Origin of the sequence: Paraburkholderia sp. GAS333 (genome assembly GCF_050435665.1) — a bacterium.
Lineage (GTDB): Bacteria > Pseudomonadota > Gammaproteobacteria > Burkholderiales > Burkholderiaceae > Paraburkholderia > Paraburkholderia fungorum_A.
Genome location: NZ_JBNDKS010000002.1, coordinates 424,808 through 445,563, shown reverse-complemented (window position 1 = coordinate 445,563; position 20,756 = coordinate 424,808). Strand labels below are relative to the sequence as shown.

At 65.1% G+C, this 20,756-nt stretch carries 27 protein-coding genes; 7 read left to right on the top strand and 20 right to left on the bottom strand.

Annotated elements, in window-relative coordinates; translation table 11 throughout:
• Positions 1-207: 207 nt before the first annotated feature.
• Positions 208-1,176: a hypothetical protein gene (locus ABH945_RS11190; RefSeq protein ID WP_406867794.1), complete on the bottom strand. Its 969-nt coding sequence runs from the start codon at positions 1,174-1,176 to the stop codon at positions 208-210.
• Between the two features lie 202 nt (positions 1,177-1,378).
• Here ABH945_RS11190 and ABH945_RS11185 point away from each other — a divergent pair, with 202 nt between their 5' ends.
• From ABH945_RS11185 to ABH945_RS11165, 5 genes are read left to right on the top strand one after another with little or no spacing between them, the layout of a single operon-like run.
• On the top strand, positions 1,379-1,639 hold the full coding sequence (locus tag ABH945_RS11185) for a hypothetical protein (protein ID WP_205182967.1): 261 nt from the start codon (positions 1,379-1,381) through the stop codon (positions 1,637-1,639).
• Positions 1,636-2,022 carry a hypothetical protein gene (locus tag ABH945_RS11180; RefSeq protein ID WP_234774554.1) on the top strand — a complete coding sequence of 129 codons (387 nt, stop codon included), beginning with the start codon at positions 1,636-1,638 and terminating at the stop codon, positions 2,020-2,022. Before ABH945_RS11185 ends, ABH945_RS11180 begins: the two co-directional genes overlap by 4 nt.
• Positions 2,019-2,219, top strand: a complete 201-nt coding sequence (locus tag ABH945_RS11175) for a hypothetical protein (protein WP_234774553.1) — start codon at positions 2,019-2,021, stop codon at positions 2,217-2,219. Before ABH945_RS11180 ends, ABH945_RS11175 begins: the two co-directional genes overlap by 4 nt.
• Positions 2,216-2,584: a hypothetical protein gene (locus tag ABH945_RS11170; protein ID WP_406867793.1), complete on the top strand. Its 369-nt coding sequence runs from the start codon at positions 2,216-2,218 to the stop codon at positions 2,582-2,584. Before ABH945_RS11175 ends, ABH945_RS11170 begins: the two co-directional genes overlap by 4 nt.
• On the top strand, positions 2,581-2,826 hold the full coding sequence (locus ABH945_RS11165) for a hypothetical protein (RefSeq protein WP_234774551.1): 246 nt from the start codon (positions 2,581-2,583) through the stop codon (positions 2,824-2,826). Before ABH945_RS11170 ends, ABH945_RS11165 begins: the two co-directional genes overlap by 4 nt.
• On the opposite strand, the gene ABH945_RS11160 is transcribed toward ABH945_RS11165, so the two are convergent.
• Positions 2,823-3,065, bottom strand: coding sequence for a helix-turn-helix domain-containing protein (locus tag ABH945_RS11160; protein WP_234774550.1), 243 nt, complete (start codon positions 3,063-3,065; stop codon positions 2,823-2,825). The two genes, ABH945_RS11165 and ABH945_RS11160, sit on opposite strands and share 4 nt — an antisense overlap.
• Positions 3,066-3,179: 114 nt before the next feature.
• On the opposite strand from ABH945_RS11160, the gene ABH945_RS11155 reads away from it, so the two are divergent.
• Complete coding sequence (locus tag ABH945_RS11155; RefSeq protein WP_429250587.1) at positions 3,180-4,355, top strand: hypothetical protein; 1,176 nt, start codon at positions 3,180-3,182, stop codon at positions 4,353-4,355.
• Between the two features lie 82 nt (positions 4,356-4,437).
• The gene (locus tag ABH945_RS11150; RefSeq protein ID WP_429250586.1) at positions 4,438-4,767 is read left to right on the top strand and encodes a hypothetical protein; all 330 of its coding nucleotides are present in this window, start codon (positions 4,438-4,440) and stop codon (positions 4,765-4,767) included.
• A gap of 178 nt (positions 4,768-4,945) precedes the next feature.
• Here the strand turns inward: ABH945_RS11150 and ABH945_RS11145 are convergent, their stop codons facing one another.
• The 18 genes from ABH945_RS11145 to ABH945_RS11060 all read right to left on the bottom strand — a co-directional run bounded on the left by ABH945_RS11145 (position 4,946) and on the right by ABH945_RS11060 (position 20,528).
• Positions 4,946-5,497, bottom strand: a complete 552-nt coding sequence (locus ABH945_RS11145) for a hypothetical protein (RefSeq protein WP_406867790.1) — start codon at positions 5,495-5,497, stop codon at positions 4,946-4,948.
• A 25-nt stretch (positions 5,498-5,522) separates the two neighbouring features.
• Positions 5,523-5,828: a hypothetical protein gene (locus ABH945_RS11140; protein WP_406867789.1), complete on the bottom strand. Its 306-nt coding sequence runs from the start codon at positions 5,826-5,828 to the stop codon at positions 5,523-5,525.
• A gap of 97 nt (positions 5,829-5,925) precedes the next feature.
• Entirely contained in the window at positions 5,926-6,225 is a 300-nt protein-coding gene (locus ABH945_RS11135) for a hypothetical protein (protein ID WP_406867788.1), read from the bottom strand.
• A gap of 89 nt (positions 6,226-6,314) precedes the next feature.
• Positions 6,315-6,731, bottom strand: coding sequence for a hypothetical protein (locus tag ABH945_RS11130; RefSeq protein WP_406867787.1), 417 nt, complete (start codon positions 6,729-6,731; stop codon positions 6,315-6,317).
• Between the two features lie 296 nt (positions 6,732-7,027).
• Positions 7,028-7,150, bottom strand: coding sequence for a hypothetical protein (locus ABH945_RS11125; protein ID WP_275890702.1), 123 nt, complete (start codon positions 7,148-7,150; stop codon positions 7,028-7,030).
• 329 nt (positions 7,151-7,479) lie between these two features.
• The gene (locus ABH945_RS11120) at positions 7,480-8,217 is read right to left on the bottom strand and encodes a hypothetical protein (protein WP_429250585.1); all 738 of its coding nucleotides are present in this window, start codon (positions 8,215-8,217) and stop codon (positions 7,480-7,482) included.
• Positions 8,218-8,252: 35 nt separating this feature from the next.
• On the bottom strand, positions 8,253-8,873 hold the full coding sequence (locus tag ABH945_RS11115) for a hypothetical protein (RefSeq protein WP_406867785.1): 621 nt from the start codon (positions 8,871-8,873) through the stop codon (positions 8,253-8,255).
• Between the two features lie 87 nt (positions 8,874-8,960).
• Positions 8,961-12,068 (bottom strand): autotransporter domain-containing protein, encoded by a 3,108-nt coding sequence (locus ABH945_RS11110; protein WP_406867784.1) that lies wholly within the window; start codon positions 12,066-12,068, stop codon positions 8,961-8,963.
• Between the two features lie 230 nt (positions 12,069-12,298).
• Positions 12,299-13,966: a hypothetical protein gene (locus ABH945_RS11105; protein WP_429250584.1), complete on the bottom strand. Its 1,668-nt coding sequence runs from the start codon at positions 13,964-13,966 to the stop codon at positions 12,299-12,301.
• A gap of 13 nt (positions 13,967-13,979) precedes the next feature.
• Positions 13,980-14,417: a hypothetical protein gene (locus ABH945_RS11100; protein ID WP_406867782.1), complete on the bottom strand. Its 438-nt coding sequence runs from the start codon at positions 14,415-14,417 to the stop codon at positions 13,980-13,982.
• 13 nt (positions 14,418-14,430) lie between these two features.
• Complete coding sequence (locus tag ABH945_RS11095) at positions 14,431-15,459, bottom strand: glycoside hydrolase family 3 N-terminal domain-containing protein (RefSeq protein WP_429250583.1); 1,029 nt, start codon at positions 15,457-15,459, stop codon at positions 14,431-14,433.
• Positions 15,460-15,461: 2 nt separating this feature from the next.
• Complete coding sequence (locus ABH945_RS11090) at positions 15,462-15,656, bottom strand: hypothetical protein (RefSeq protein WP_406867780.1); 195 nt, start codon at positions 15,654-15,656, stop codon at positions 15,462-15,464.
• Positions 15,657-15,660: 4 nt separating this feature from the next.
• The gene (locus tag ABH945_RS11085) at positions 15,661-16,071 is read right to left on the bottom strand and encodes a hypothetical protein (RefSeq protein ID WP_406867779.1); all 411 of its coding nucleotides are present in this window, start codon (positions 16,069-16,071) and stop codon (positions 15,661-15,663) included.
• Entirely contained in the window at positions 16,068-16,304 is a 237-nt protein-coding gene (locus tag ABH945_RS11080; protein ID WP_406867778.1) for a hypothetical protein, read from the bottom strand. The genes ABH945_RS11085 and ABH945_RS11080 overlap by 4 nt, the downstream gene beginning before the upstream one ends.
• Complete coding sequence (locus ABH945_RS11075; protein WP_429250582.1) at positions 16,301-16,699, bottom strand: hypothetical protein; 399 nt, start codon at positions 16,697-16,699, stop codon at positions 16,301-16,303. The genes ABH945_RS11080 and ABH945_RS11075 overlap by 4 nt, the downstream gene beginning before the upstream one ends.
• A gap of 15 nt (positions 16,700-16,714) precedes the next feature.
• On the bottom strand, positions 16,715-17,098 hold the full coding sequence (locus tag ABH945_RS11070; RefSeq protein ID WP_406867776.1) for a hypothetical protein: 384 nt from the start codon (positions 17,096-17,098) through the stop codon (positions 16,715-16,717).
• 239 nt (positions 17,099-17,337) lie between these two features.
• A complete protein-coding gene (locus tag ABH945_RS11065; protein WP_406867775.1) occupies positions 17,338-19,935 on the bottom strand; it encodes a DotA/TraY family protein in 2,598 nt (865 codons plus the stop codon).
• Between the two features lie 176 nt (positions 19,936-20,111).
• Complete coding sequence (locus ABH945_RS11060; protein WP_406867774.1) at positions 20,112-20,528, bottom strand: hypothetical protein; 417 nt, start codon at positions 20,526-20,528, stop codon at positions 20,112-20,114.
• Positions 20,529-20,756 lie beyond the last annotated feature (228 nt).

The following is a 20,756-nucleotide window of genomic DNA, read 5'->3' as shown; positions in this document are numbered from 1 at the left end:
GATCCCCTTTCCGGCGTCTTGCCCGTAACCGGGCGGCGTCGCCTGCGACGTTTGCGACATTGTAACGGCCCTTGCCCCAGCCACGCTCGCGCTTTGCCACCTGATCAACGTGAATGGGCTCTGGCCCGTCCTTCGGATCGACGACAGAGTTGCCATTTTTGGTCTATGTGTTGGCGGGTCTGTTGCTGATTGTAGCGACAAACGCGTTCAGCCCGCGGTCGCTGCGCCGCCGGCTGCCGGTGGGATGGGGATGAATGCCTGGCGATCGTCCGACACCACCCGGTCATACCGTTCAACGAACGTGCGCATCTTCTTCGGGTGGTCGTTGTACGAGGTGATCCACCGCGCGATCGCTGCGGCCACCGCCTCGATCAAACCGAACGTGTTGACGTACTTCATCATCGGGTCGGTGCTGGGCGGGTATTGCTGGGCACCGACGTACGGCGTCAGTCGTGCGACCTTGCCGGCGGCGACCTTCCGGGACTCCAGGTTCGACATGTGGAGCAAGCTGTTTCGCAACTCCCACAGTTCCTCAGGCGTCGCCCCGGCCGGGGTCGGGTCAGCGAACGTGCGCAACCAGTCGATAAAGACGGACGTTTCACCACGGCCGCGTTCGCCGAACTCGACATAGGCCACGGTGTCCAGGAACGACATCAACAACTTCAAGCACGAGATGTAGTGGCCGTTGTTGTACAGCAGCCGGATCGCCTTGAAATAGTCGTCGTGGATCAGGCCCGTCATGTCGAACGTGCCCTGCTCTTCGTTGCGATATTTAAATAAGTAGTCGTCCATTCGACCAGGCTCCCCCACACCGTCCGGCAGTTTCGACATGTCGAGAGGCGCCAGTGGCACGCTGACATCAGTTTTCGGCACGCCGTCGACGATCGACGTCATGCAAAACAGCGGCATGGGTCCGGCCCCGATGGCCGCGAACAACGGCTCAAACAGTTCGGTCACTTGCCCGAGCCGTTGCCGCACCTGGAACTGTATCGCCGTCATCGTGTTGACGACCCGGAACCGATCGACCGTCGCGAAATCGACCTCTGCACGTGACCGCAAAAAATCCATCTTCTTCGCGTCGTTTCCCTGCCGGTAATACTGCTTGATCCCCACCGTTCGAAGTTCGTCGGCCTCAAAAAAAGCGTACACGTTGTAGATCGGTTCGTGCTTCTTCATCGCCCCAGCCTCGGTCTTGTTGTGCCGTCGATGTTACCCGATCGACCGCCGCAGGCGATCGGCCGCGTGAGCGGATCGAGGAGGCCTCCGGCCTCCATTTTTTTCGTCCGTTCCCAGCAAAAGCGCTCGTTGGCGCTGGACTCTCCGAACGTACCTGGTAGTACTAGAGGTGTTGGCACCAACGCTTTTCCTGGAGTTTCGAATGGCATCAGCAAAATCGACAACGCGGTGGTATCGCTGGAAAGAACAGCACGCGGCCGACCGCTGGCGTGCGTCCCTCGCGCTCGTGCGCAGTGTCGGGGCAAACGTCGACCGTGAACGCCAGTCGGTGACCCGAACCAACTACATCGGCGCCGCCCTGCTCGCGATGGAAAGCCTCACACCGGCCGAACGCCGGGCGTTCATCGACCGTTACGCCGCTCTGCACGGCACCCCCTTGAAAAACGTTGGGTCAACGTCATGAGCATGTCCGACCGCGAGCGGCGCTACGTCGCACGTCGCTACAAGTACAAGTACGAGCGCAGCGCGGCCCGTCGGACGCTTCGTCGGCTGCGCAAGGCGCAACGGATGGCGGGGTACGCCGCGTTCGCTGGCCTGGCCGTGCTGCTCGACGCGGTGTTGCCGTTCACCCCGCTCAACCCGGACGCGTCCGCCCGTCAGGCCGCCGAACTTTGGGGCGTAGGTGCCGGTGGTGCTGCGATCGTCACCGTCTCCGTCGTCGTTGCGGTCGTGGTGCGTCAACGCGCGGGCCGTGCTGTCGAAAAACTTGAACAAGCGAACCGGGGCCATGCGCGCGCCTGGTTGCGGCTTTACGAGTTGCGCGCGTCCCTAAAGGAGGTCGTATGACGACACCAACCTCGATGTTTTACAACTACGTCGTGCCGGCTTGCCTGGCGTTTCTGCTGATCGTCATCGGCATCACGATGATCGCCCTCGACGCGCCACGGCCAGTGGTGCTGACGACGTGGGGCACGGCCGTCCTGCTGGAGCTGGCGATGTTCGTGCAACTCGTTTTCGACAAAGACTTCGGGAGCGTGCGATGAACGAACTGAACGAACGTGACCCCTGGTTCAACACCGTCGACGACGTTGAGCCGGTGGCTGTGCCTGCGGAAAGCCCGGCGCGTGCGCGCGGCGTGTCGTTGGCCGGCGTCGGCGTGGCCGTGCTCACGTCGGGCGCCGTGGCCGCTGCCGGTGTGGTGGTGCTGCTGTTCACGCTGCGTGGCCTGCTGCCGCCGCCGTTCGCGCTGGCCGCGTTTCCGCTGTTGCTGGGTTCGATGGCACTGCTCGTGTCCGGGCTGGATCGGACGGACGAAGAAAACCTGGACCGGTGGCTCGGCGTGACGTACCGGAGTGAGCAACGCGTTGCCGCGCGCCAGGCTTACGCTGATCTTTCGAGTCGATCATGAGCACGCGAAAAAACACGAGGGTGTGGCGTCACGTCGTCGAAGCGCTGCGCAGGTGGTCCCGGCCCACCGCAAAACGGGAGGCATCGCTGCCGCGTCGCCCTTGCGAGCCGGTCGGCGTGGACGCGGACGGCAACAACGTCTACTCGCGCGAAGACCGCCTGGCGATCCTCGAGTACGGCTTGGCGCGGCGGCTGGCCGCCGAGCAGCGGCTGGCTGGTACTTACAAGCGGGAGGCGGGCTAAGCGCCCTTTTTTGTGAGCGCTGCCACTGCCGCGGACGGTTCGACGCCGCAGGCGCGGCACCAGTCCAGGTAAAAGAGCAGGTCGATGTAACGCTGTCCCCGTTCGATCTTGGAAATGTACGTTTGATCGACGTGCAGCAACGTGGCGAGGTCAAACTGGGTCAGTCCGGCGCTCTTGCGCAGCGTGCGCAAGTGAGCCCGAACAATCAGGTAACGGGGGTGATGGACGGACGGAAGCATGGCGACATGCTCCCCTCAACGCGGGAATAGGCCAGTTTGGCCTAATTTGGTAACATCCTGCAGCGTTTAACCGCTGCGGGCCACACGCAACAGACCACTTAAACCGGGGGTTTTATGAACACGCTGCAAAACAGTCTCAAAACGTTGGCCGCGGCTGCGGCCGTGTCCTTGGCCCTCGCCGCTTGCGGTGGCGGTGGTGGTGGCGGTGGCGGTGGTTCGTCGGGCACCGGAACCGGCACCGGCACGACGACCACGGGCGAAACCGGCGGTCAAAAACTGCTCGACGCCTACGCCGTGCCGGCGTCCATCGCTGCCGACAAAGTGACGGGCTACACAACGCCGTTCTCGTCGTTCAACACGTCCGTGCAACCGAACTGCCTCCAGGCCGGGCTCACGAGCACGACGGTCTACGTGACGCCGAACGCCGTGGTCTACGCAACGACCACAGTGAGCGACAAAGCACAAGCGCTGGCCGCTGACCTGACGGAACAGGGCATTGCGAACGACAAAGCGTTTCTTGGTCTGAGCACGAGCACCGTGGGTTACGACGGCACGCGCGTGAACGTGTGCGTCGACAGCGCGCTCGGTCAAAGTATCGGCGAGACCGGCACGGGCGTGACGGGCTCCGGCGCCCGCGACGTGTTCGAAGTCATGTCCATCGACTCGCCACAGTTCGACACGCGCTATCCGGGTGCCACGAGCATCACCGGTTCGGGCTATGCAAACCTGTACAAGCATGAACTCACGCACGTGGCCCATGACGCTCTGCTGGGACCGATCGCGGGCGGTGCCCTGGAACGCTGGTTCGCCGAGGGTTTGGCCGAGTCGGCGGTGAACGCTCCGTTGCCGTCGAAAACGACGGTGCTGGGCTGCGTCGACAGCGCGGACTTGATCACCGCAGCGGGCTCCGACGACATGACCGTGTACCCGGCTTACCAGGCAAGCGTCCAGTACTTGCTGCAAAGTCCGGGCTTGGGGTTCGGCGCGACGAACGTACCGGCGTTTCTCGCCGCGTTCCGCGCTCGCGCTGAAGCGTTGTGCGCCCAGCCGATTCCGGCCGGTGTGACGTATCCGGCGAGCATGACCGACGGGTTGCCCGGGGGCACGTACAACGCGTGTGCATCGGCGACGCCGGGCACCGTCGACGACCGCGTGCGTGCGCTGTTCGACACAACGTTCAACGCGACGTTCAAGAACGCGGACGGCACGCCCCTGCTGCTGCACACGGCCGACGGTGCGAACTCGCTTGAGGCCACGTTGCACGATCGGCTTGCGGTCTGGTTGCAATGACCTGCTGGTGATGTTTCCAACGGCTCCTTCGGGGGCCGTTTTTCACGACTCGAAAAAAACACCAACAAGAAAAAGGATCACCATGCAAACTGTCATGTCTGCGATAGCACTCCTCCTGCTCGCCCTCATCATCGCCGGCTGCAACGTTGGCGCGTTACGTTTAACGAACCGGTTGCGATGGCCGAAAAGCAGCGGTGCCCGAGCGTATGCCGGCCAGGCCGCGAGAAACCTCGGCAACGGCATCGGCACCCTTGCGTTGATTGGACTCGCCGGCTGCGCGTGGCTCGCGATGGCCGCGCTGCTGAATCTGTCCCCGTGGCTGCACGAGCATGGCGTGGCGGTGTCTGCGGTGGTGCTGGGCGTGCTCAACGCGGGCGTTCTGGTGTGGCGGCTCGTCGCCTGGGACATCTGAAGGACAGGCTTGTCCACGGCCCTCGCGTGTGTGCAACCGGACCGCGGCCACGCCGCACGCAAGAGTCCGGTTGTGCACACGTCGCGCCCTCGGGCGCGAGGCGGTGGGCAAGTCAGTGAGCATCATGAACGCATAAAAGGACCTGTTTTCAGGGCCTTTTCGCTTGGTGCTCCGTCGTTCAGGCCCGTGCTTCCCGCTTCGCCTTCCTCGCTTTGCGCTTTTCGGCCAGGGCCAGCACGTCGGCGCGGTTCACGCGCTTGTTGCCGTGCTCGTCGAGCACCACCGGCAACGTCCCGGCTCGGATGAGGTTCGTGATGCTCGCCCGGTTCGCGTAACCGAGCAGGCGCCAGGCATCGGCGTTCGACAGCAACGGGCCAGCGGGCGGTGTGTTCTTCGCCGTCAGCCATGCCGTCAGGTCCGCGCGGTCGAACGCACGAACCCCGTTGACCAGCACAAACGGCAGTTCGCCGGTCCGTGCGGCGAGGCTCAACGTGGGCACGCTGCGACCGACGAACGCAGCGGCCTGTGAACAGGCCAGAAGCCCCATGGCCTCGATGACCGAACGGTGGCGCCCCGGTGGCGGCACGAACGACTCGACCCACGCCTGGTCGAGTCGCGCGTCGCCGTCCAGCCATTTGCGGGCGGTGGCAAGCGAAACCTTGAAGCGTTCGGCAAACTGACGCAGGGTCAGGCCGCTGCTGTGCGGGGCGTGTTCGGCCGCTGTGGTCATAACGGTCTCCATGATGTTGCGATGCTTACCAGGCGGTGATGACGACCGTGCCGGTCACCTGGATCAAGTGCCCGGTGGCCGCGTCGCGGAAGTAGTAAGCGCCCTGCCCGTTGTGCGTCATTTCGATCGTGCCTTGCGTCGTCCATTGCCCAACGACCTTGCCACCGCTGTACAACTGGACCGTTTTCGAGTCGTTGTTTCGCAACTCTTGACTGTCCATGCACGCGGTCAGTGATGCGAGCGCGAGCATTGCGATGAGAGTGCGGGAGGCGGCGCGGAGGGTGTGCACGCCGCTCACGCGGTCGGTCGTGCTGGTGATGACTTTCGGCATGGTTTTGGACTCCCAGGGAAGTGGGACCGCGACGGTCCTGTACCGTCACGCCCGCCGGTGAGGGCGGGCACAAGGGAGCGACGGCGAGCCGGGCTTATCAGTGCTCGTAGCTCCAGTAATCCGTGAACAACTCATCGATGTTGTTGTACGGGTTGTGCTTTTGCCAGCGTGCCTCGAAAATCTCGGCGACCTGGTACGGGCCGATCGACGCTTTCGTCGTGTAAAACGTGAAAATGCGAGTCCAGTAGCCGTCTTCGTGCAGAGTCGACACTTCCCATTGGCACCCGCTCACGTTCTCCAAAAGACTAGGCTCTTCAAACTTCAAAACGGCCTCTTTCTCGTTGTAAGTGACGGTGCGATCGCCGGTAAGGTAGAAGTCGGGGGTGCGTCGTGCCATGGTGAACTCCGTTTCAGTGAAAGGCCGGCGGCCTGGTACCCCGAAACCCGCATTACCTGCGGGCACGGGTGGAGCGTTGGGTGGATCGCTTATGCGAAACGGTAACCGCCGCCCTTCTCTTTCTTGCCCTCCTTTTGATGCCGAATGACGTTCGGCGCGATGCCTTCAGCCAGGTCCAGCGCGGCGCGGATCGCGGCGGCTTCGCTCACGTCGGACGAGCGCGGGTCGTAACCGATCGCGGCGAAACGATCGAACTGCGCTTCACTGATTTCAGACACCGTGAGCGGGCGCTTGCTGCCCGGGCCGTACGTCACCATAACGAACATGAGGTTGGCCGGGTCGTGGGCCGGGCTCTCGACGTACTGCTGCGAGTAGCCGGTCACGTCGATCTGGACCGCCTTGGCGTTCCAGCCGCCGAGCGATGCGGACACGCCGGGAAACGTGGCGACGGCCGAAGCCTGTTCGTAGATCGACAACAGGTCGGTGGTGGTGGTGCTCTTGGCCATGATGGGCTCCTTCGGTGGTCAGCACCGGGGCGGTGCTGGTACCGCCAAACCCACCGTCAGGTGGGCGCTTGGGAGCGTTTGAGTGGCTTTGCGTTGCGCGCTGCCTACAGTCAGTGTCTCGTATTACCGAAAAAAATCAACGCCGGTAAGCGGGTATTTTGTTTTACTCGCGAAAAAAAGTGTTTCTTTTTGCTACGGACTACATACAAATATCATGCGCTGCGAAACGGGGGCCGCAGGGAACGGGCCGCAGGCCGGACCAGGCGCGCAAGCGCCCCATTGTTTTTGACGTTGGTTCAAGCGACGTGGACGTTGAGCCACCGGCCGCCGGTGAAGAGCATGAAAATGTGGCAGCCGTTGAGCACCACAGTGCGGCGGTCGCCTTCAGCGGGTGCGGGTCTGCGGGTCGTTGTGCACATGGCGTTTCCTCGTTCCTGGCCGCTCGACGGAGCCGCCTTGGCGCGGGTTCAGCACCGCATCAACGGACGCCAGGCCAGGGCACGCCGACGGCGTGGCGCAGCGAACCCTTGCCGGGTGCCGGGCGGTGCTACGCGTCGAAGAAAAGGCGGTCCTGTGAGCGAGTCACGGTTTCGAGGTGTGTGCAGGTCGGCCCTGTCGCCAGCGATGGGCGTCAGCCTCGGCGGGCCTCCGGCCCCGGTTTTTTTTGCGCGTGCGCGCCCGACCCGCCTTCGGCCCGATCCGTAGCGAACCGACGTACAGAAAAAAGGCCCTGAAACAGGGCCTTTTCTCACAACCTCCTGCGTTGCTGCTCTCCTTCTCCGTTCCCAGGCAGCGCCTGGTGCAACACCTCGCCCTGGTAACGCACCAGCGCGGTCGCGAGCACGTGAGCCCGCTGTTCCCGCGCGCTCAACGTGGTGCGCTCGGGCCGCGTCGTCGGCGCGCCCAGTGTCGGGCGGTCGAGGTCCGCGCCGGCCCGTGCCAGGCGAGGCAGCACGCAGGTCGCCAGACGTTCGACCCATGCGGCCTCGTCGTCTTGCACGCTTCCCCGGTACGGAAACACTACGGTTTCCCACGTGCGGCACATCGCCGGGTCTTTCGACTCATCGTTCAAGCCGTCCGCAGTGCAACCGGCCAGCACGAGGTCGAGCAGGTCGTCGCGTGCGACAACGGACGGGAGCGCGAGCAATGGGTACGGCGATGCACCCAATGCCAGGCCGGCGTTGATCAGGGTGGCCTCCGCCTCGTCTGCGCCCACTTCGGCCACGCGTCCGGCCAGGCGTCGGCGTGGCCCGTCGGGCAGGCTTTGCAGGTCGTCCGTCGGTGCGGCCATCGCGTGCTGCGCGAGCGCACGCACCGCGTCGTCATGGTCCTCCTGCGCGAGACGCACGACGGTCGCAAACGCGGCGTGCTCGTTCTCGTTGCTGGCCTGCCGTTCGCACAGTTTCCCAAGGCGCCGGATGGTGTCCAGGCGTCGCAACGCGGTGTCGCGCAGGTTGTTGAAGGTCGTGAGCCACGCGATGGTCATGGTGCAAAAGGCCCGGCTTCCCGGGCTTCCCTCGTTTAGAAACTGCCCAGCCCACCCGGCAGGGAGATTCCGGTGAAAAAGGTGGAGGCCAGCAGCGCGGTGGTGGCCTCGATGTTGATCGCCGCCGCACCGCCGAACAGGTGCGTCAACCCACGGCCCAAACCGGCGCCCTGCTTGTCGCTGCCGTAATCCTTCAGGATCAGCAGGCCGCGGAAGAACGCCAGGTGGCCCAGCAGTTTCACGAACAGCAGGATGCCGTTCATCGCGTCGCCCATGCCGGGGATGCTGGACGAGCCAGCTTGCGACAGCAGTTGGGTGCCGGTGTTCGTGCCCAGACTCATGGTCTGCGTCATCGTGTCGATCCAGGCGGGCATCGCAATCAGCGCCGCGCCGATGACGGCCATCCAGAGCGGGGTTTTGAGTGCCGTTCGCCCATCGCCCACGTCCTTGAGTTTGATCAGACCGACGCACGAGATGAGGATGCCGGCGAGGAACGACACGCCCACGGTCAGGTTGATGAGCGCAACCCAGGACGTGGACGCGTTGCTGAACGCCGTGGCGATGGAACCGGTGGACTGGGCCATGGCAGCCTGCGTGCCGACGGCAAGAGCGGCGGCTAGAAACAGCCGCGCGAATGTGGTGGTGGTGCGAGGCATGGAAACGCTCCGGTGAGCGGGCCGGTGGCCCGGTACCGGAAAACCAGCCCGATTAGGACTGGCACCGGAGCGTTTCGCTTCGCTGGGCTAGAACGCTTTGCGCGCCTGGATCATCACGCTTTCGCCCTTGTAGCCGGCCCCGATCTGCAGGTCGGCCCGTGCGCTCAACGACAGGCCGCGCGCGCGGTAGACCGTCACGCCCAGCCCGATGTCGGCGAGGTTCGCGGGTTGCGCCAGCCCGGCGGTCGTGAACGACGTTTCACCGGCGCCCACGAAGTTCGCGGTGGTGCTCGGGGCGGAACCGTTGAAGTCGTGGACATACGCCACGCGCAGCGACGGGACGATCGTGCCGGCTTTCGTGTCGAACCCCTGCTCGATCTTCACGCCCAGCGTGCTGCGCACGTCGGTCGTACTCGCACCGCTGACGTTCAGCGCCACGCCTGCCCCGCCGTCGTTTTCCGTGTACGAGTGTTGGTTGACGTACACCGCCGACAGGCCGGCCAGCGGCGTGACCGTCACGCCGTGCGCCAGCGCGATCGGCAGGCCGGTCTCCAGGTTGGCGGTCACGGCCTCACCGTGAAAGTGCGCCGACGCCCCAGCGTTCACGCCCGGAAACGCGACGCTGCGGCTTTCGCTGAACTCGTTTTCGGACACGCCCACGCTGCCGTTGACGTACCACGTCTTGCCGTACGAACCGTAGGCGGCCAGGCCCAGCGCGTTCACGCCGACGTGCTGGCCGGCGTCGCCCGTGGCGTTCGCCGATCCGTTCACGTACGAGAGCATCGCACCGACACGCGCCCGGTCGCCCACGGCGCGGTCGGCACCGACGACGATGCCGCCGTAGCCCATGGTGTAACCGTCGACGCCCGCGCTGCCGTTCTGTTGCGCTGCCCCGCCCACGCCTTGGCCCCACACGGTCCACTGCTGGCTCACGTCGTTCCGGGTCGAGTCGGCACGAGCGCCGATGGTCGACGCCAGGCCGTCGGCCATGCTGCGCACGAGGCCAGCGCCCACGGCGCGCGAGGTCGGCGCGAGTTGTGCGCCGGCCGCGTTGGCTTGCGCCGGGCTCGTCGCCGCTGCCGCAACGGCCGCGTTGTACGTGTTCAGCAGGCCCGGCATCCAGCCGGTGTAAGCGAGCACACCGTTGAGCGCGGCCCGTGCGACGGGCGAGGTCGCCACATCGGCCACGGCTGGCGTGGTGGTGGTCGTGGTGCCCGTGGTCGTGGTCGTGGTCGGGCTGGTCGTGGTCGTGGTGGAGTCCGGCGCCGACGGTTCGGTGGTCGTCGTGTTGCTGGGCGTGGTGGTGGTCGACGTGCCGGTTCCGGTGCTGGTCGTCGACGTGTTGCTCAACGTGATCACGAGGTCCGTGCGGCCGTCGTGCGTGACGGTCGACGGCGTGACGGTGCCGTTGAAACCTTCCACGCTGGCGGTGATTGCGCCGGTGTTGTACGAGCCGGTGCCCGCGGCGCTGATGATGTCGAACCGCTGGCCCGCGGTCGGGTTGTACGCCGTGAGCGGTTTGAGCGCGACGGTCGAACCGCCTTCGGTGGTCGCGTTACCGCTGACCATCAGACGGCCATACGCGTCGGCGCTCTGCACCTGCGACGTGAACGTGGCCCCAGCCTGAACGTCGACGTTGCCGTTCACGTCCACTTGGCGAAACGCCACCAGGTTGCTGCCCGGGCCGACGTTCAGGGTGTTCGAACCCAGGTTCACCGTGTCGTCGAGCACGACGTTGCGGTTCAGCATCAGGTCTTGCCCGACGCTGTTGATGACCGACTGCTGGCCGTTGATGCCGGTGAGCAGGCCTTGCTCACCGCCTGCCGTGTTGCCGTTCGTGTAGTTCGACGAGCCGGTCAACGCCAGCGCGTTCGGCGACAGGTTGTTGATCGCACCTTGCGCCTGACCGTCCACCTCGATCGCGGCTTGGGCCGTCGACTCGAGTTGCAGCGCTGCGCCGGTGCCGGTGTTGCTCAACGTGCCGCGCAGCGTGAGCGCCGCGTTGCCGGCCACGTCGATCGTCGGGGCCGCGCCTGCGGCGGTGATGGTCGTGCCGCGGTCGGTGCTCACGGTCGCGCTTGCGCCGGCCAGCACGTTCAGCGCCGAGCCGTTCGTGCTCGACAACGTGCTCGCGTCGCTCATCGTCAGGAACAGGTCGCCGCTGTCCTGCACGGCTGCGTTCGACCCGGAAACGCTGGAAGTGTCTTGCATCGCAAGGCGTGCGTTCGCGCCCGCGCCGATGCTCATGCCCACGCCCCCGGTCGACGCGATGGACCCGCTGCCGGTGACGCTGACGTTCCCGGAACCGTTCACGTCAAGACCGTCGGCGCTGCCGTCGGTGCCCGCGATGATGCCCGCGTTGTTGACGGTGGTGCTGGTGCCGGCTTCGATCACCACGGCCGCGGTGCCCGTGCCCGTGATGCTGCCGGCGGCGGTGTTGTTGAGGTTGTTGAACGTGCCGCCCGCGTCGATCCCGGTCTGGCCCGTGATCGTGCCGCTGTTGTTCAACGTGTCGAGCAAGCCGGTGCTGTTCACGCCATCGCCGTGGTCCGACTCGATGGTGCCGGCGTTGTTCAACGTCTCGATGCTGCCGGCATTGTCCAGCGCGTCGACGTTCGCGTTGGCGATCGTTCCGGTGCTGCCGTTCGTGAGCGTCGCGATGCTGGCGCCCGCGTCGTTCTGCACCGCCGCGAACGGGCCGAAATCCTGGAGACCACCTTCGTTGTCGAGCGTCGTGATGACGGCCTGATTTTCCAGGCCGGCGATCGAACCGGTGATGCCGTTCGTGAGCGTGCCGATCGTGCCGGCGTTGAGCACGCCACCCCACGGGACGCTCGCGCTGATGTTGCCGTTGTTCGTCAGCGAGTCGATCGACCCGGTGTTGTTCACGCCGTACGTCGAACCGTTGATGGTCGAGCCGGTCGGGTTGGTGAGCGTGGTGATGCTGGCCGCGTTGTCGAGGCCGTCGGCACCCACGGCAGAACCGTCGTCGGTGCCGTTGTTGGTCACGTTGCCGATGGTTGTGGTGGTGTCCGGGCCGATCGACGTGCCGCCGTTGCCGTTGAGGTCAAGCGTCGGCTGCGAAGCGGTGACGGAAACTTGCGCGTGGGCCGGGACGGTGAGTGCGATGGCCGTGAGGACGGCCAGGCTGACGGCGGAACGGCGAAGGTTGAACGAGGGGTTGATGCGTTGCATGCAAAGGCTCCGAGCGTAGAGCAGACCGGCGGTCTGGTACGCACGAACCCGCATTGCCTGCGGGCACTGGAGCGTTTGCACCAACGCTTTAGTTGTCGCTCCAGATGGACTCGATGTCAACGGGGCGGGCCAAAACCCCTGAAAAACAGGGGCAGGCTTGGGCGAACGGGAAAAAAAATGGGCGGCTTGCGCCGCCCTGTTCACTCGCTCACGCGCCGATCGCCATGGCGTCAGGCCGGTCCCATGCCGCCGCGCGCCTGGTTCAGCAGGGCAGCGACCTCCTCGGCGAACTCCTCGAGTTCCGCGCGCTCCCGTGCTTCGTCGAGCAACGTCAACGCGTCGCGGTCGGCCTGCAGCCAGGCGTTGCGACCTTTCATGTACGCCTCATAAATCACCGGGCGCTTCAGGATGAACGGCCAGGCGGTCGGTCCTTCGCTTTCGTCGTCCTCGTCGTACCACTTGTTTTCGACGTGCGGGTTCGCGCCCCATCGCGAGAGCATTTCAATGCGCTCCGGCCATTCAAAGTCATCGCCTTCACCATCGCCCTCGTCGATATAATCTTCGATTTGCCTCGTCAAGATCGTGAGCATGGTGCGGCCGTAGCACTGCCCGTTGGGGTCCGCGCCCAACGCCAGAAGCCAACTGATGTACTCCGTCCGTCCGCGCAGCAGAGCGATGCGCAACGGCTTGCCGCTGCCGTTGAATCCGTTGGGGTCCGCGCCCTCGTCGAGCAGCTTGTGAAACGCGCCCGTCCAGTGCTTATTGATGGCCCGGCACAGTTCGCGTTCAAGCCGCCGACCCTCGGCGTCGCTGTGCCGTTTCACGAGCCGTGCTGGTCGCGGTTGCCGAACCGGCTTCATGTCGGCCCAGTGCTGCATCCAGGCACGCACCGCAGGCACCACGGGGACGTCGTCCGACTCCACGTCGTCGTGCTGCTCGTCCGGCCCGTCCAGCGAGTCGAAGAGGTCGCCGAACTCGCGCCGCGCGTGCTTCTCGAGTGCGATCTGCTCGGCCGTCGGGTGGCGTTGGCCCTCGGCGTCGATGTACACCGGGGCCGGGCCGACGTTCCACGTGAGTTCTTCGCGCAGCGCTTCGATCCGCTCCTCCTCGGCCCGGCCGCGGTAATACCGCGCCGTCGCGTCGGCCTTGTCCCGTTCCTTTTGCTGCACGTCACTGCGCCAGCCCATCGCTTCCTCGATCACGCTCTCCATCTTCGCGCGATGCCGGTCCCAGCGTATTTTGATCAGCCCGGCGATCGTAAACATAACAATGCTCGTCATCAGCCCGGCCGGCACGATGAGCCAGAGCGAGCGTACCGACGCCACGACCTCGCAAACACCGACGAAAAAGCCGACCTCGGCCAGCACGCCGATCAGCAGCCACGTCGCCGCGCGGCGGCCGTGGCGCATCGCCCGGTCGGTGAAACGGTCGAGCGCGATGTCCGAGTCGATTGCGTGGTCCTCGTCGTCGTCCTCATCGTCGTCGTCCTCATCGTCGTCGTGCTGGTTCGTGGGCCGGTCGTCGTCCGCGACCTCATCGCCGCCCAGCACGATGTCGCCCACCAGCCTGGCCGCTTCGTCACGCTCTTCTTCAACCACCGTGCGACAAGCCTCCCATCGGCTGGTCGCAACGCGGACGGCCACGACGGTAGCGCCGATAATGCCAAAGCCGATCACCCCCGCGGCCCACGGGTGGTTGCGGAGGCAGATGAACAGGCAAAGGAAGGCAATGGCCGCCAGGACATACGAAAGAACGGCCATCAAACGGTACGTGATGCCTCGATCGCTGTATTGCCTTGCACGTTCCTCGGCCTTCGCCACCGCCTCACGGGTGGCATCGTCGCGCTCGTCGCCGCTGCCGACCGAGGCGTTTTGCGTGTGCAAATGTGTGGTGCTCATGACGGTCTCCTGGTCAGTTGGTGTTCACGGCGCCCACGCACGCGGCGGCCGGGTTGCCGCTGTACACCGCACCGTCGGTCACGCTGACGAGTTGACGCGAGCAGTTCGGGAAAACGGTCCACGACCGGATGACGGCGCCGCTCACAGAGCACCACGCGGAGTCCGACACCGGACCGGCGGTGCAGTAGCCCATGCCCGCAAAGTCGGCCTGGCTGCTGGGGGCCAGCCCGCACGTGTCGGTGATCTTCGTCCAGTCCGTGAAACTGCCAGACGCCGACGCAATGCGCGCGTCGTACGTCGTGAGCGAGAAAAACACCGCGGTGCAACCGCCGGACGTGGCCGTCTGGTAGTAGCCCTGCGAGCTGATGACTTGCGCGTGCGCGGGGGCGGTGAGCAGGGCCGTGAGCGCGATCAGCGCGGCGGCGACGGTGGTGATGAAGTTGCTGCGCATGGTGGTCTCCAGGTCAGTGTCGGTCGGGGTGAATGAGACCCAACGACGAAAAAAAGTCGATGGGCGAGGTCTTGCGCCGGGCGATCGCCGCGGTCTTGAACGCGGCCACGCGGTCGATCTTGGCGCGCATGTCGTCGGGGTCGAGCGCGCCGGTCTGCAACGCGGCGATGATGCGCGGGATGGCCTCGTCGACTCGGCGCGGAGTCGAGACGACCACGATGTCGACGCTTTTGAGTGCTTGCACGACCGCCTCGGGCCGGTTCGACACTTCCCACAGCGCGTCGGACATCACCAGGCCCCTGAACCCAGCGGCGCGCAAATGGCGGGCGTACACCGGGTCGAGCACGGCGGGCAGTGGCGAAACGGACGGGTAAATCCGGTTCGACAGCATGACGATCGGGGCCGCGTTCAGCGGGAACGCGTCGGCCATGGCCCACACGGCGGCGGCTGAACCATCGCATCGCTCGACCTCATGGCTGCCCTTTCGCAACTCGAAACCCGGCAACGAACTGACGGGCCGGCAGGCGGCCGTTTTCCCCGGGTAGTGCTTCAAAACCGGAGCGACGCCTGCGGACTGCATCGCGTTGGCGAAGCGCGCGGCGATCGCGGCGGCTTGCCGCGGGTCGTTCGAATAACTGCGGTCTTTGTCGAACACTTCGGCCACCGGGGCGTTGTCAACGTCAATGCACGCGTTGACCAGCACCTTGCCGGCCCGTTCGACTTGCGCGCTGAACGCGGCGGGCGTCATCACTGCGGCGTCCCAGGCGGGCGGCGGTGCCTCCTGATTTTTCAGGTTTCGCACAACGCCGCCCTCCTGGTCGCTCAGGATCAACACGGTCGGATGGGCCTTGCGCAGATCGCACGCGAGCGACGGTCGAACGTCGAGTTGGTTGCGGATCAGCAGCGCACCGAACAGATGGCTGTCGAGCGGTGGGTTCTCCACCACGAACAACGACCGCAGTTCGTCCGCCGTCGGCAACGGGGCCGCGGTGCAGAATGCCGGGGCTACGAGCAACGTCAGGGCGATGGCGAGTGTTCGCATGATCACTTCCCCTCGCCCCGGCTGGGTTCGTCCTTCAGCAGCATGTGCACGCAGAACGTAAGAGCCGCCGCGGCCACGATGCAACCCAGGTTGAAAGCGTTGGAGTTCGATTGCGCGTGGTTGAGCACGGTGAACAGCAGGCCCGTGAACACGAGAAGAACGGCAAGCAGCAGGCCGTGTTTGACGATGTTGTTCATGGCCTCACCCTCCGAGCCGTGAAACGAGGCCGTTGGCGCACCACATCGCCGCCACGAGCCACACGTCGGTGCCCAACGTTCCGGTGGCCGCCGCCATCGCAGCGGCCTGGTGAGCGTGGGCGATCGCCAGCAGGCCGGGCCGGTCCAGGTTCTGCATGACCGGCCAGTAGAGCGACGGGTCGGCGATGGTGGGGCTGTGCTTCATCAGCGCCTCGACCGCGGCGATCGAAACGGCCGTGTCCTTGCGCAACGCGTCCAGCGCGTTGGCCGGGGCCAACGCGACTTGTGCTTGCTGCAAGAGCAGCGACAGGGCCACGACCTCGGCCGTCTCGGCCTTTTTTGCGTCCTCGCTCTCGGCGCGGGCGGTCGACGCGAGGGCCAGCAGCATCGCGGCGATGGGGAGGGCTTTTTTCATGATTTGCTCCGCTCGTTGAGCGTGCCCAGCACGCGGTTGAGGCCTGAACGTTTTGCGACGTACAAGCGGACGGCGATCACCAGCGACACGGTTGCAAAAACGCCGTGGGCCGGTGCGGCGTCGGCCGGCTCGCGCACGAGCGCAAGGGCTTGCCAGGCGCTGACGGTCACCAGCGCAACGAAAAGCACCGGACGGACGTAGCGAAGAGCGTTGAACAGGTTCGGGAGTTTCATGCGTTCACCGCGGCGGTAGGTGTGGACGTGATGCCGTCGATGGCCGATTGCCACGCGAGCGACGTGGGGATTTGCACGTCGGGCAGCAGGCGGGCCAGGCGTCGCGCGCGTGCCCGCTCTTCGAACTCGGCCGTTGCTTCCGCCTGGAATGCGTCCCATGCGGCGAGCATTTGACGCAAAGCCGCCGCACTAGCCGCGGCCTGCGCCTGCTGCGCGATACGTGCCGTGCGACGTTCAGCGCGTGCGCGGGCGCGTTTCAGCACGAGGGCACGGGCTTGCTGTGCTTTCGTTTTCGTTGCGCGACGAATGATCTTTGCGGACAGCCACGGCAGCGTGACCGGGAGTTCTTGATCCGAGTCGGCTGCGTGCTCGATGTTGAGTGCGAGGGAGTACATGGTGTGGGCTCCCGTTCACTTGCCGGACCGGTCGTCGGCCGGCAGCAGTTGCACGTCATGGCCTGAACCGTTGATCGTGGCGATGTTCGCCAGCGGCGACGGGAACCACTCCAGGGGTGAACGGAACAGGTCGAGCGCGCGTGCGTCAAACGTGCGGTGACGAAGCATGAACGCGCGGAACGCGCCGCTGAACCACGTGGCGCCGGTGTACGCTGCTGCACCGACACGAGCCAGCACCAGCGCGAGGCTTGCATGTCCGTGGGCAGCAGACAGGACCGCAAAGGTGAGGTTTAACAGGAACGCAAAACCGGCGATGTATGCAGTGAACGATGAAGCGCGGTAAGCGCGCTGAAGGTCTGCTTCGGACATGTCGGCGGTGCGACGGTGGAAGTCGTTCATGAGGGGCCTCGGGCAAGTTGTTAAAGAGCGAGTGGGCTGCGGCGTGAGCGTTGGCACCAACGCTTTAGTTGTTGCTCCAGGCGATGCCGCTGTCAAGCGTGTACGACAAAAAAGGCCCTGTTTTCAGGGCCTTTCTGAGTCTTCATCAGGTCACGACTTACGGTTCGATGCTGGCGAGCCGGTCCAGCAAAAACAAAGGCCCGGTTGCCCGGGCCTTCGATGCGGTGGTGAAGCGGGGATCAGTCGGTGCTGGTCTTGTCATCGTCCACCGGTTTCTCCTGCGGGGTGTCCTGCTCCTTTCGCGGTTCGCTGGACGCGTTGGACGGATCGGCCCTGCTGGTCGAGTCGTCGACCAGGCGTTTGTGCATTTCGCGCACGCGCTCCATGCCCTCGTTCAGCCGTTGCAGGCGGTCCGCGGTCGTGGGCGCATCGCCTGCACCACCCTCGCCCGTGCTGCGTCCGGGAGCCTCTTTCGTTGCCGCTCCGCGATCCGGGCTTACGGGCGTGACGGCCGGCCCTTCGGCGGAAGCCTTGCTTCCGGCGGCATCGCCCGGCTTGCCATCAGTCTTGGCGCGCGCCTCTTTCAGACTGCCTTCGCCACCGCTGGCCGGCGTGCGTTTGCTCGGGTCGGTGATCTCAACAGCACGCCCCACGCCCCGTTCCTCGTACTTCGCGTCGCGGCCCTGCTCGCGCTTCGCGTCGAGCGCGGCTTTGCGCAGGTCCCCGCCCGCGCCGGCCGCGCCTTTCACCGCCGCACCGGCCAGGCTGCCCGCCGCTGCACCACCGGCCGCGGCGGCGGACGTGAGCCCGCGTGACGCCGTTTCAGCGTGACCGCCCAGCACGGCCCCGGCCCCGCTGCCGATCCAGTTCAGGACGTTGTCCGGCACCGACGACACGAGTTTCAACGAGAAGTACACCGCGGTCGTCAGCGCGACTGTGTAGAGCACGGCACCGGCCAACATGCGCAGCAGTTCAAAGAACCCACCGCCGCCGCTGGTCGCACCGAATGCCGCGTCGAACATTTCTTGCACCCACTTGCCGAACACCGGTTCAAGCGTGTAAGCGCCGACGATGCCCAGCGTGATCAGGACCGGGCGAAGCGACAGGTCCAGGATCAGCATCAGGCCCTGCTTCTGGCTGCCGATGCCGTCCGTGCCGTGCCCTTGACTCAGGAACGCGACGGCCCACAGCGGCACGGCGACAAGGCTTTCGAAGAGCATCACCAGCCAGCCAAACACCGCCGCGCTGACGATGAAAAACGGCATCATGGGCAGCACAAAACAGAGGAATAGCGCCGGGGTCAACAGCATGAGCAAAATCACGGTGAACAGGCCGGAAAACAGCGACATGGCTGCGCTCACGCCGTTGCCGACCCAGGGGATGGCGGCCAGTTGGCTCAACGACATGGCGGCCACGCCCGCACCTTCCACCGTCGTTACCAGGCCCTGCCCAATGTCGTACGCGTTCATCAAAGGGTCTTGCGTCGAACTGCCATTGAGCGAAAAGCCGTGGCCCGCGAACAGGTTCACGACCTTCGCAAAGTTGTCATCGCTGTTCGCCGTCGCCCCGCTCTTCGCCGATGCCTGCGCGTCCGCTTGGTCGAACATCGCCGCGGTGTTCTTCACGTCAGCGTCCGCTTGATTGTCGAACCAGGCCAGCAGTTTGGACGTACCCGCCTTCATGCCGTCGATGCCCGTGGGCACGTTCGCCGCTGCAGCGGCCACGTCGGCTTTGGCCCGGACCAACACCGTGTATTGCGCCCCGGCCATGGCGAACCCGTCCGCAGCCATTTTGCTGGACAGGTTGCTGCTCGACATCGCGGCCAGGAACGCGCTGTTGGCCGTGCTGTTGACGGTCGATGCGTAAGCCGATACTGCCGACGCGATCGTCGCGTTCAACGTTGCGGGAGGGATCGCGGCCGAGCCGGCGCCGTTGTTGACGATCTGTTTCGCCAGATTGTCCGCAGCCGTCTGCATCGTCTTCAGGGCCGCGATGTGCGCCGCCTCGATCACCGGGGCTGCGCTCGCAACGCTGAGCAGTGCCGAGGCCGTCTGGGTGCCCGCGGTGCCCGTGCTCGCGGGCTTGCCTTTGAGCGTCGCCGTGACCGTGCCGCACGCCGACGCGGCGTCGTCGCCCACAGTGCTGCCGAACGTGTAGCCGACGGTGCCGGCGCCGTTGGCGTCGAGGTTGCTGAACCAGTTCGTGCCGACGGACCCGACCAGGTCACCGCCGTTTGCCCAGTTGTCCGTCGCCTGCTGCTCCGCGTTCCCCCGTTGGTAAGTTCCGCGAATGCTCTCGTAGCATACGTTGCTCAACACGAGCGCTCGAAAGAGCGATCGTGCTTTAGCGTCGAGCGCCGGGCTGGTGTACGTCGCCGAGACGGTCGAGTAGTTCGACAAGTATTGACTCCACGTCGCGTCAGCGAGCCCGATGCCTTGCGTCGCGAGCCAGAGCACGATCAACTGGGCCAGGCAAAAGCCACCCTTGACCGGCAGGATCAGCGCCGTACCGACGATTGTCCGGATCGGCATCCACATGGAACTCATGTTGCGGCCCATCATCTCACCGTCGTGCGCCGTGGCCATGATGCCAGTGACCATGACGTACGCCGCGAGCAGGCCGCCCAGCGACAGTATCGCTGTGTTGAAAATCAGGAACAGGCTGCTGAACGGACTGGTCGACGCGTCGGCACCACCGCCGAGGAGCGGCATGACGTTGACCATGAGCCAGTCGGTCGATGGGGGCGTCCAGATGTCCGCGGCGTGCGCGTTGCTGACGAACAGCAACGCAAAAACGGCCAGCGGCCCGGCGAGGGATTTGAAGAAGTAGCGGCGCATTGTGGCCTCATGCAGGTTGTGAAAGAGCGAGGGTGGTCACCCGAAAAGCGTTGGTGCCAACACCAGTACTATCAAAAACCCGAGCGGAGTCCAGCGCCGATGGTCATTTATTCGCGGTCCACGGACGAAAAAAAAGCGGCCGTAGCCGCTTCGCGATGCCGTGTTATACGGCTTTGTTAAGTTCGCAAGGGATCGAACGATAGGCACAAACGCAACGCCTTGAGCGGGCCGGTTGCAAGCCAGCCGAGCGCCACGATCGCCAGGCCGTAGTAGTTTGAGCCATGATTCACCACTTGGAAGCCGCAGGCCGCCATCGCGATGGCATACACAAACAATAGAAAGAGCAAGCCGCTCACGCCACCGCGTCGCACGCGCCCGTCGCTGGTCGCTACGGCGTAGACCGTGGGCGATCCGAGCACGCGTTGCACGCCGAGGGCCACGGTTTCGCCAGGGTTCAAGTAACTGCCCAGGCGCGGGGAGTACCGCAAGCCCCGGATTTCCCGATCGCCGATTTCGGCCACCGATCGAATAGTCCAGCCGTACTTGTCGGTGCGGCCATTGCCCAAAAGTTTTACACGTCCTTGAACTCGCATCTGTTTCCCCTGCTCTCTGTAGTGTTGGTGCTAACGCGATCAGTACAGCACGTTCGTCGAAAAACTCAAGTTGTTCTTCATCGCTGCGCTTGGGTGGGCCGTGGGGCCGCGGAACTGCGGGACATGTCGAGGTTCTGCTGCGTGTTGCCGGTGCCTGGTCATCGCTTGCTCTCGTTCCGTTGTTGAGTTGTGCGCTTTGGAGCCTGCCGTGACGCATGTGCAGGCCAG

What these genes read in the sequence shown, in the direction of transcription:
- ABH945_RS11135 (WP_406867788.1), bottom strand. Translation starts at nt 6,225, where the DNA reads ATGGCACGACGCACCCCCGACTTCTACCTTACCGGCGATCGCACCGTC.
- ABH945_RS11125 (WP_275890702.1), bottom strand. Translation starts at nt 7,150, where the DNA reads ATGTGCACAACGACCCGCAGACCCGCACCCGCTGAAGGCGACCGCCGC.
- ABH945_RS11115 (WP_406867785.1), bottom strand. Translation starts at nt 8,873, where the DNA reads ATGCCTCGCACCACCACCACATTCGCGCGGCTGTTTCTAGCCGCCGCT.
- ABH945_RS11180 (WP_234774554.1), top strand. Translation starts at nt 1,636, where the DNA reads ATGAGCATGTCCGACCGCGAGCGGCGCTACGTCGCACGTCGCTACAAG.
- ABH945_RS11065 (WP_406867775.1), bottom strand. Translation starts at nt 19,935, where the DNA reads ATGCGCCGCTACTTCTTCAAATCCCTCGCCGGGCCGCTGGCCGTTTTT.
- ABH945_RS11075 (WP_429250582.1), bottom strand. Translation starts at nt 16,699, where the DNA reads ATGTACTCCCTCGCACTCAACATCGAGCACGCAGCCGACTCGGATCAA.
- ABH945_RS11130 (WP_406867787.1), bottom strand. Translation starts at nt 6,731, where the DNA reads ATGGCCAAGAGCACCACCACCACCGACCTGTTGTCGATCTACGAACAG.
- ABH945_RS11100 (WP_406867782.1), bottom strand. Translation starts at nt 14,417, where the DNA reads ATGCGCAGCAACTTCATCACCACCGTCGCCGCCGCGCTGATCGCGCTC.
- ABH945_RS11105 (WP_429250584.1), bottom strand. Translation starts at nt 13,966, where the DNA reads ATGAGCACCACACATTTGCACACGCAAAACGCCTCGGTCGGCAGCGGC.
- ABH945_RS11190 (WP_406867794.1), bottom strand. Translation starts at nt 1,176, where the DNA reads ATGAAGAAGCACGAACCGATCTACAACGTGTACGCTTTTTTTGAGGCC.
- ABH945_RS11120 (WP_429250585.1), bottom strand. Translation starts at nt 8,217, where the DNA reads ATGACCATCGCGTGGCTCACGACCTTCAACAACCTGCGCGACACCGCG.
- ABH945_RS11140 (WP_406867789.1), bottom strand. Translation starts at nt 5,828, where the DNA reads ATGCCGAAAGTCATCACCAGCACGACCGACCGCGTGAGCGGCGTGCAC.
- ABH945_RS11170 (WP_406867793.1), top strand. Translation starts at nt 2,216, where the DNA reads ATGAACGAACTGAACGAACGTGACCCCTGGTTCAACACCGTCGACGAC.
- ABH945_RS11175 (WP_234774553.1), top strand. Translation starts at nt 2,019, where the DNA reads ATGACGACACCAACCTCGATGTTTTACAACTACGTCGTGCCGGCTTGC.
- ABH945_RS11110 (WP_406867784.1), bottom strand. Translation starts at nt 12,068, where the DNA reads ATGCAACGCATCAACCCCTCGTTCAACCTTCGCCGTTCCGCCGTCAGC.
- ABH945_RS11070 (WP_406867776.1), bottom strand. Translation starts at nt 17,098, where the DNA reads ATGAACGACTTCCACCGTCGCACCGCCGACATGTCCGAAGCAGACCTT.
- ABH945_RS11160 (WP_234774550.1), bottom strand. Translation starts at nt 3,065, where the DNA reads ATGCTTCCGTCCGTCCATCACCCCCGTTACCTGATTGTTCGGGCTCAC.
- ABH945_RS11060 (WP_406867774.1), bottom strand. Translation starts at nt 20,528, where the DNA reads ATGCGAGTTCAAGGACGTGTAAAACTTTTGGGCAATGGCCGCACCGAC.
- ABH945_RS11085 (WP_406867779.1), bottom strand. Translation starts at nt 16,071, where the DNA reads ATGAAAAAAGCCCTCCCCATCGCCGCGATGCTGCTGGCCCTCGCGTCG.
- ABH945_RS11155 (WP_429250587.1), top strand. Translation starts at nt 3,180, where the DNA reads ATGAACACGCTGCAAAACAGTCTCAAAACGTTGGCCGCGGCTGCGGCC.
- ABH945_RS11145 (WP_406867790.1), bottom strand. Translation starts at nt 5,497, where the DNA reads ATGACCACAGCGGCCGAACACGCCCCGCACAGCAGCGGCCTGACCCTG.
- ABH945_RS11095 (WP_429250583.1), bottom strand. Translation starts at nt 15,459, where the DNA reads ATGCGAACACTCGCCATCGCCCTGACGTTGCTCGTAGCCCCGGCATTC.
- ABH945_RS11185 (WP_205182967.1), top strand. Translation starts at nt 1,379, where the DNA reads ATGGCATCAGCAAAATCGACAACGCGGTGGTATCGCTGGAAAGAACAG.
- ABH945_RS11080 (WP_406867778.1), bottom strand. Translation starts at nt 16,304, where the DNA reads ATGAAACTCCCGAACCTGTTCAACGCTCTTCGCTACGTCCGTCCGGTG.
- ABH945_RS11150 (WP_429250586.1), top strand. Translation starts at nt 4,438, where the DNA reads ATGCAAACTGTCATGTCTGCGATAGCACTCCTCCTGCTCGCCCTCATC.
- ABH945_RS11165 (WP_234774551.1), top strand. Translation starts at nt 2,581, where the DNA reads ATGAGCACGCGAAAAAACACGAGGGTGTGGCGTCACGTCGTCGAAGCG.
- ABH945_RS11090 (WP_406867780.1), bottom strand. Translation starts at nt 15,656, where the DNA reads ATGAACAACATCGTCAAACACGGCCTGCTGCTTGCCGTTCTTCTCGTG.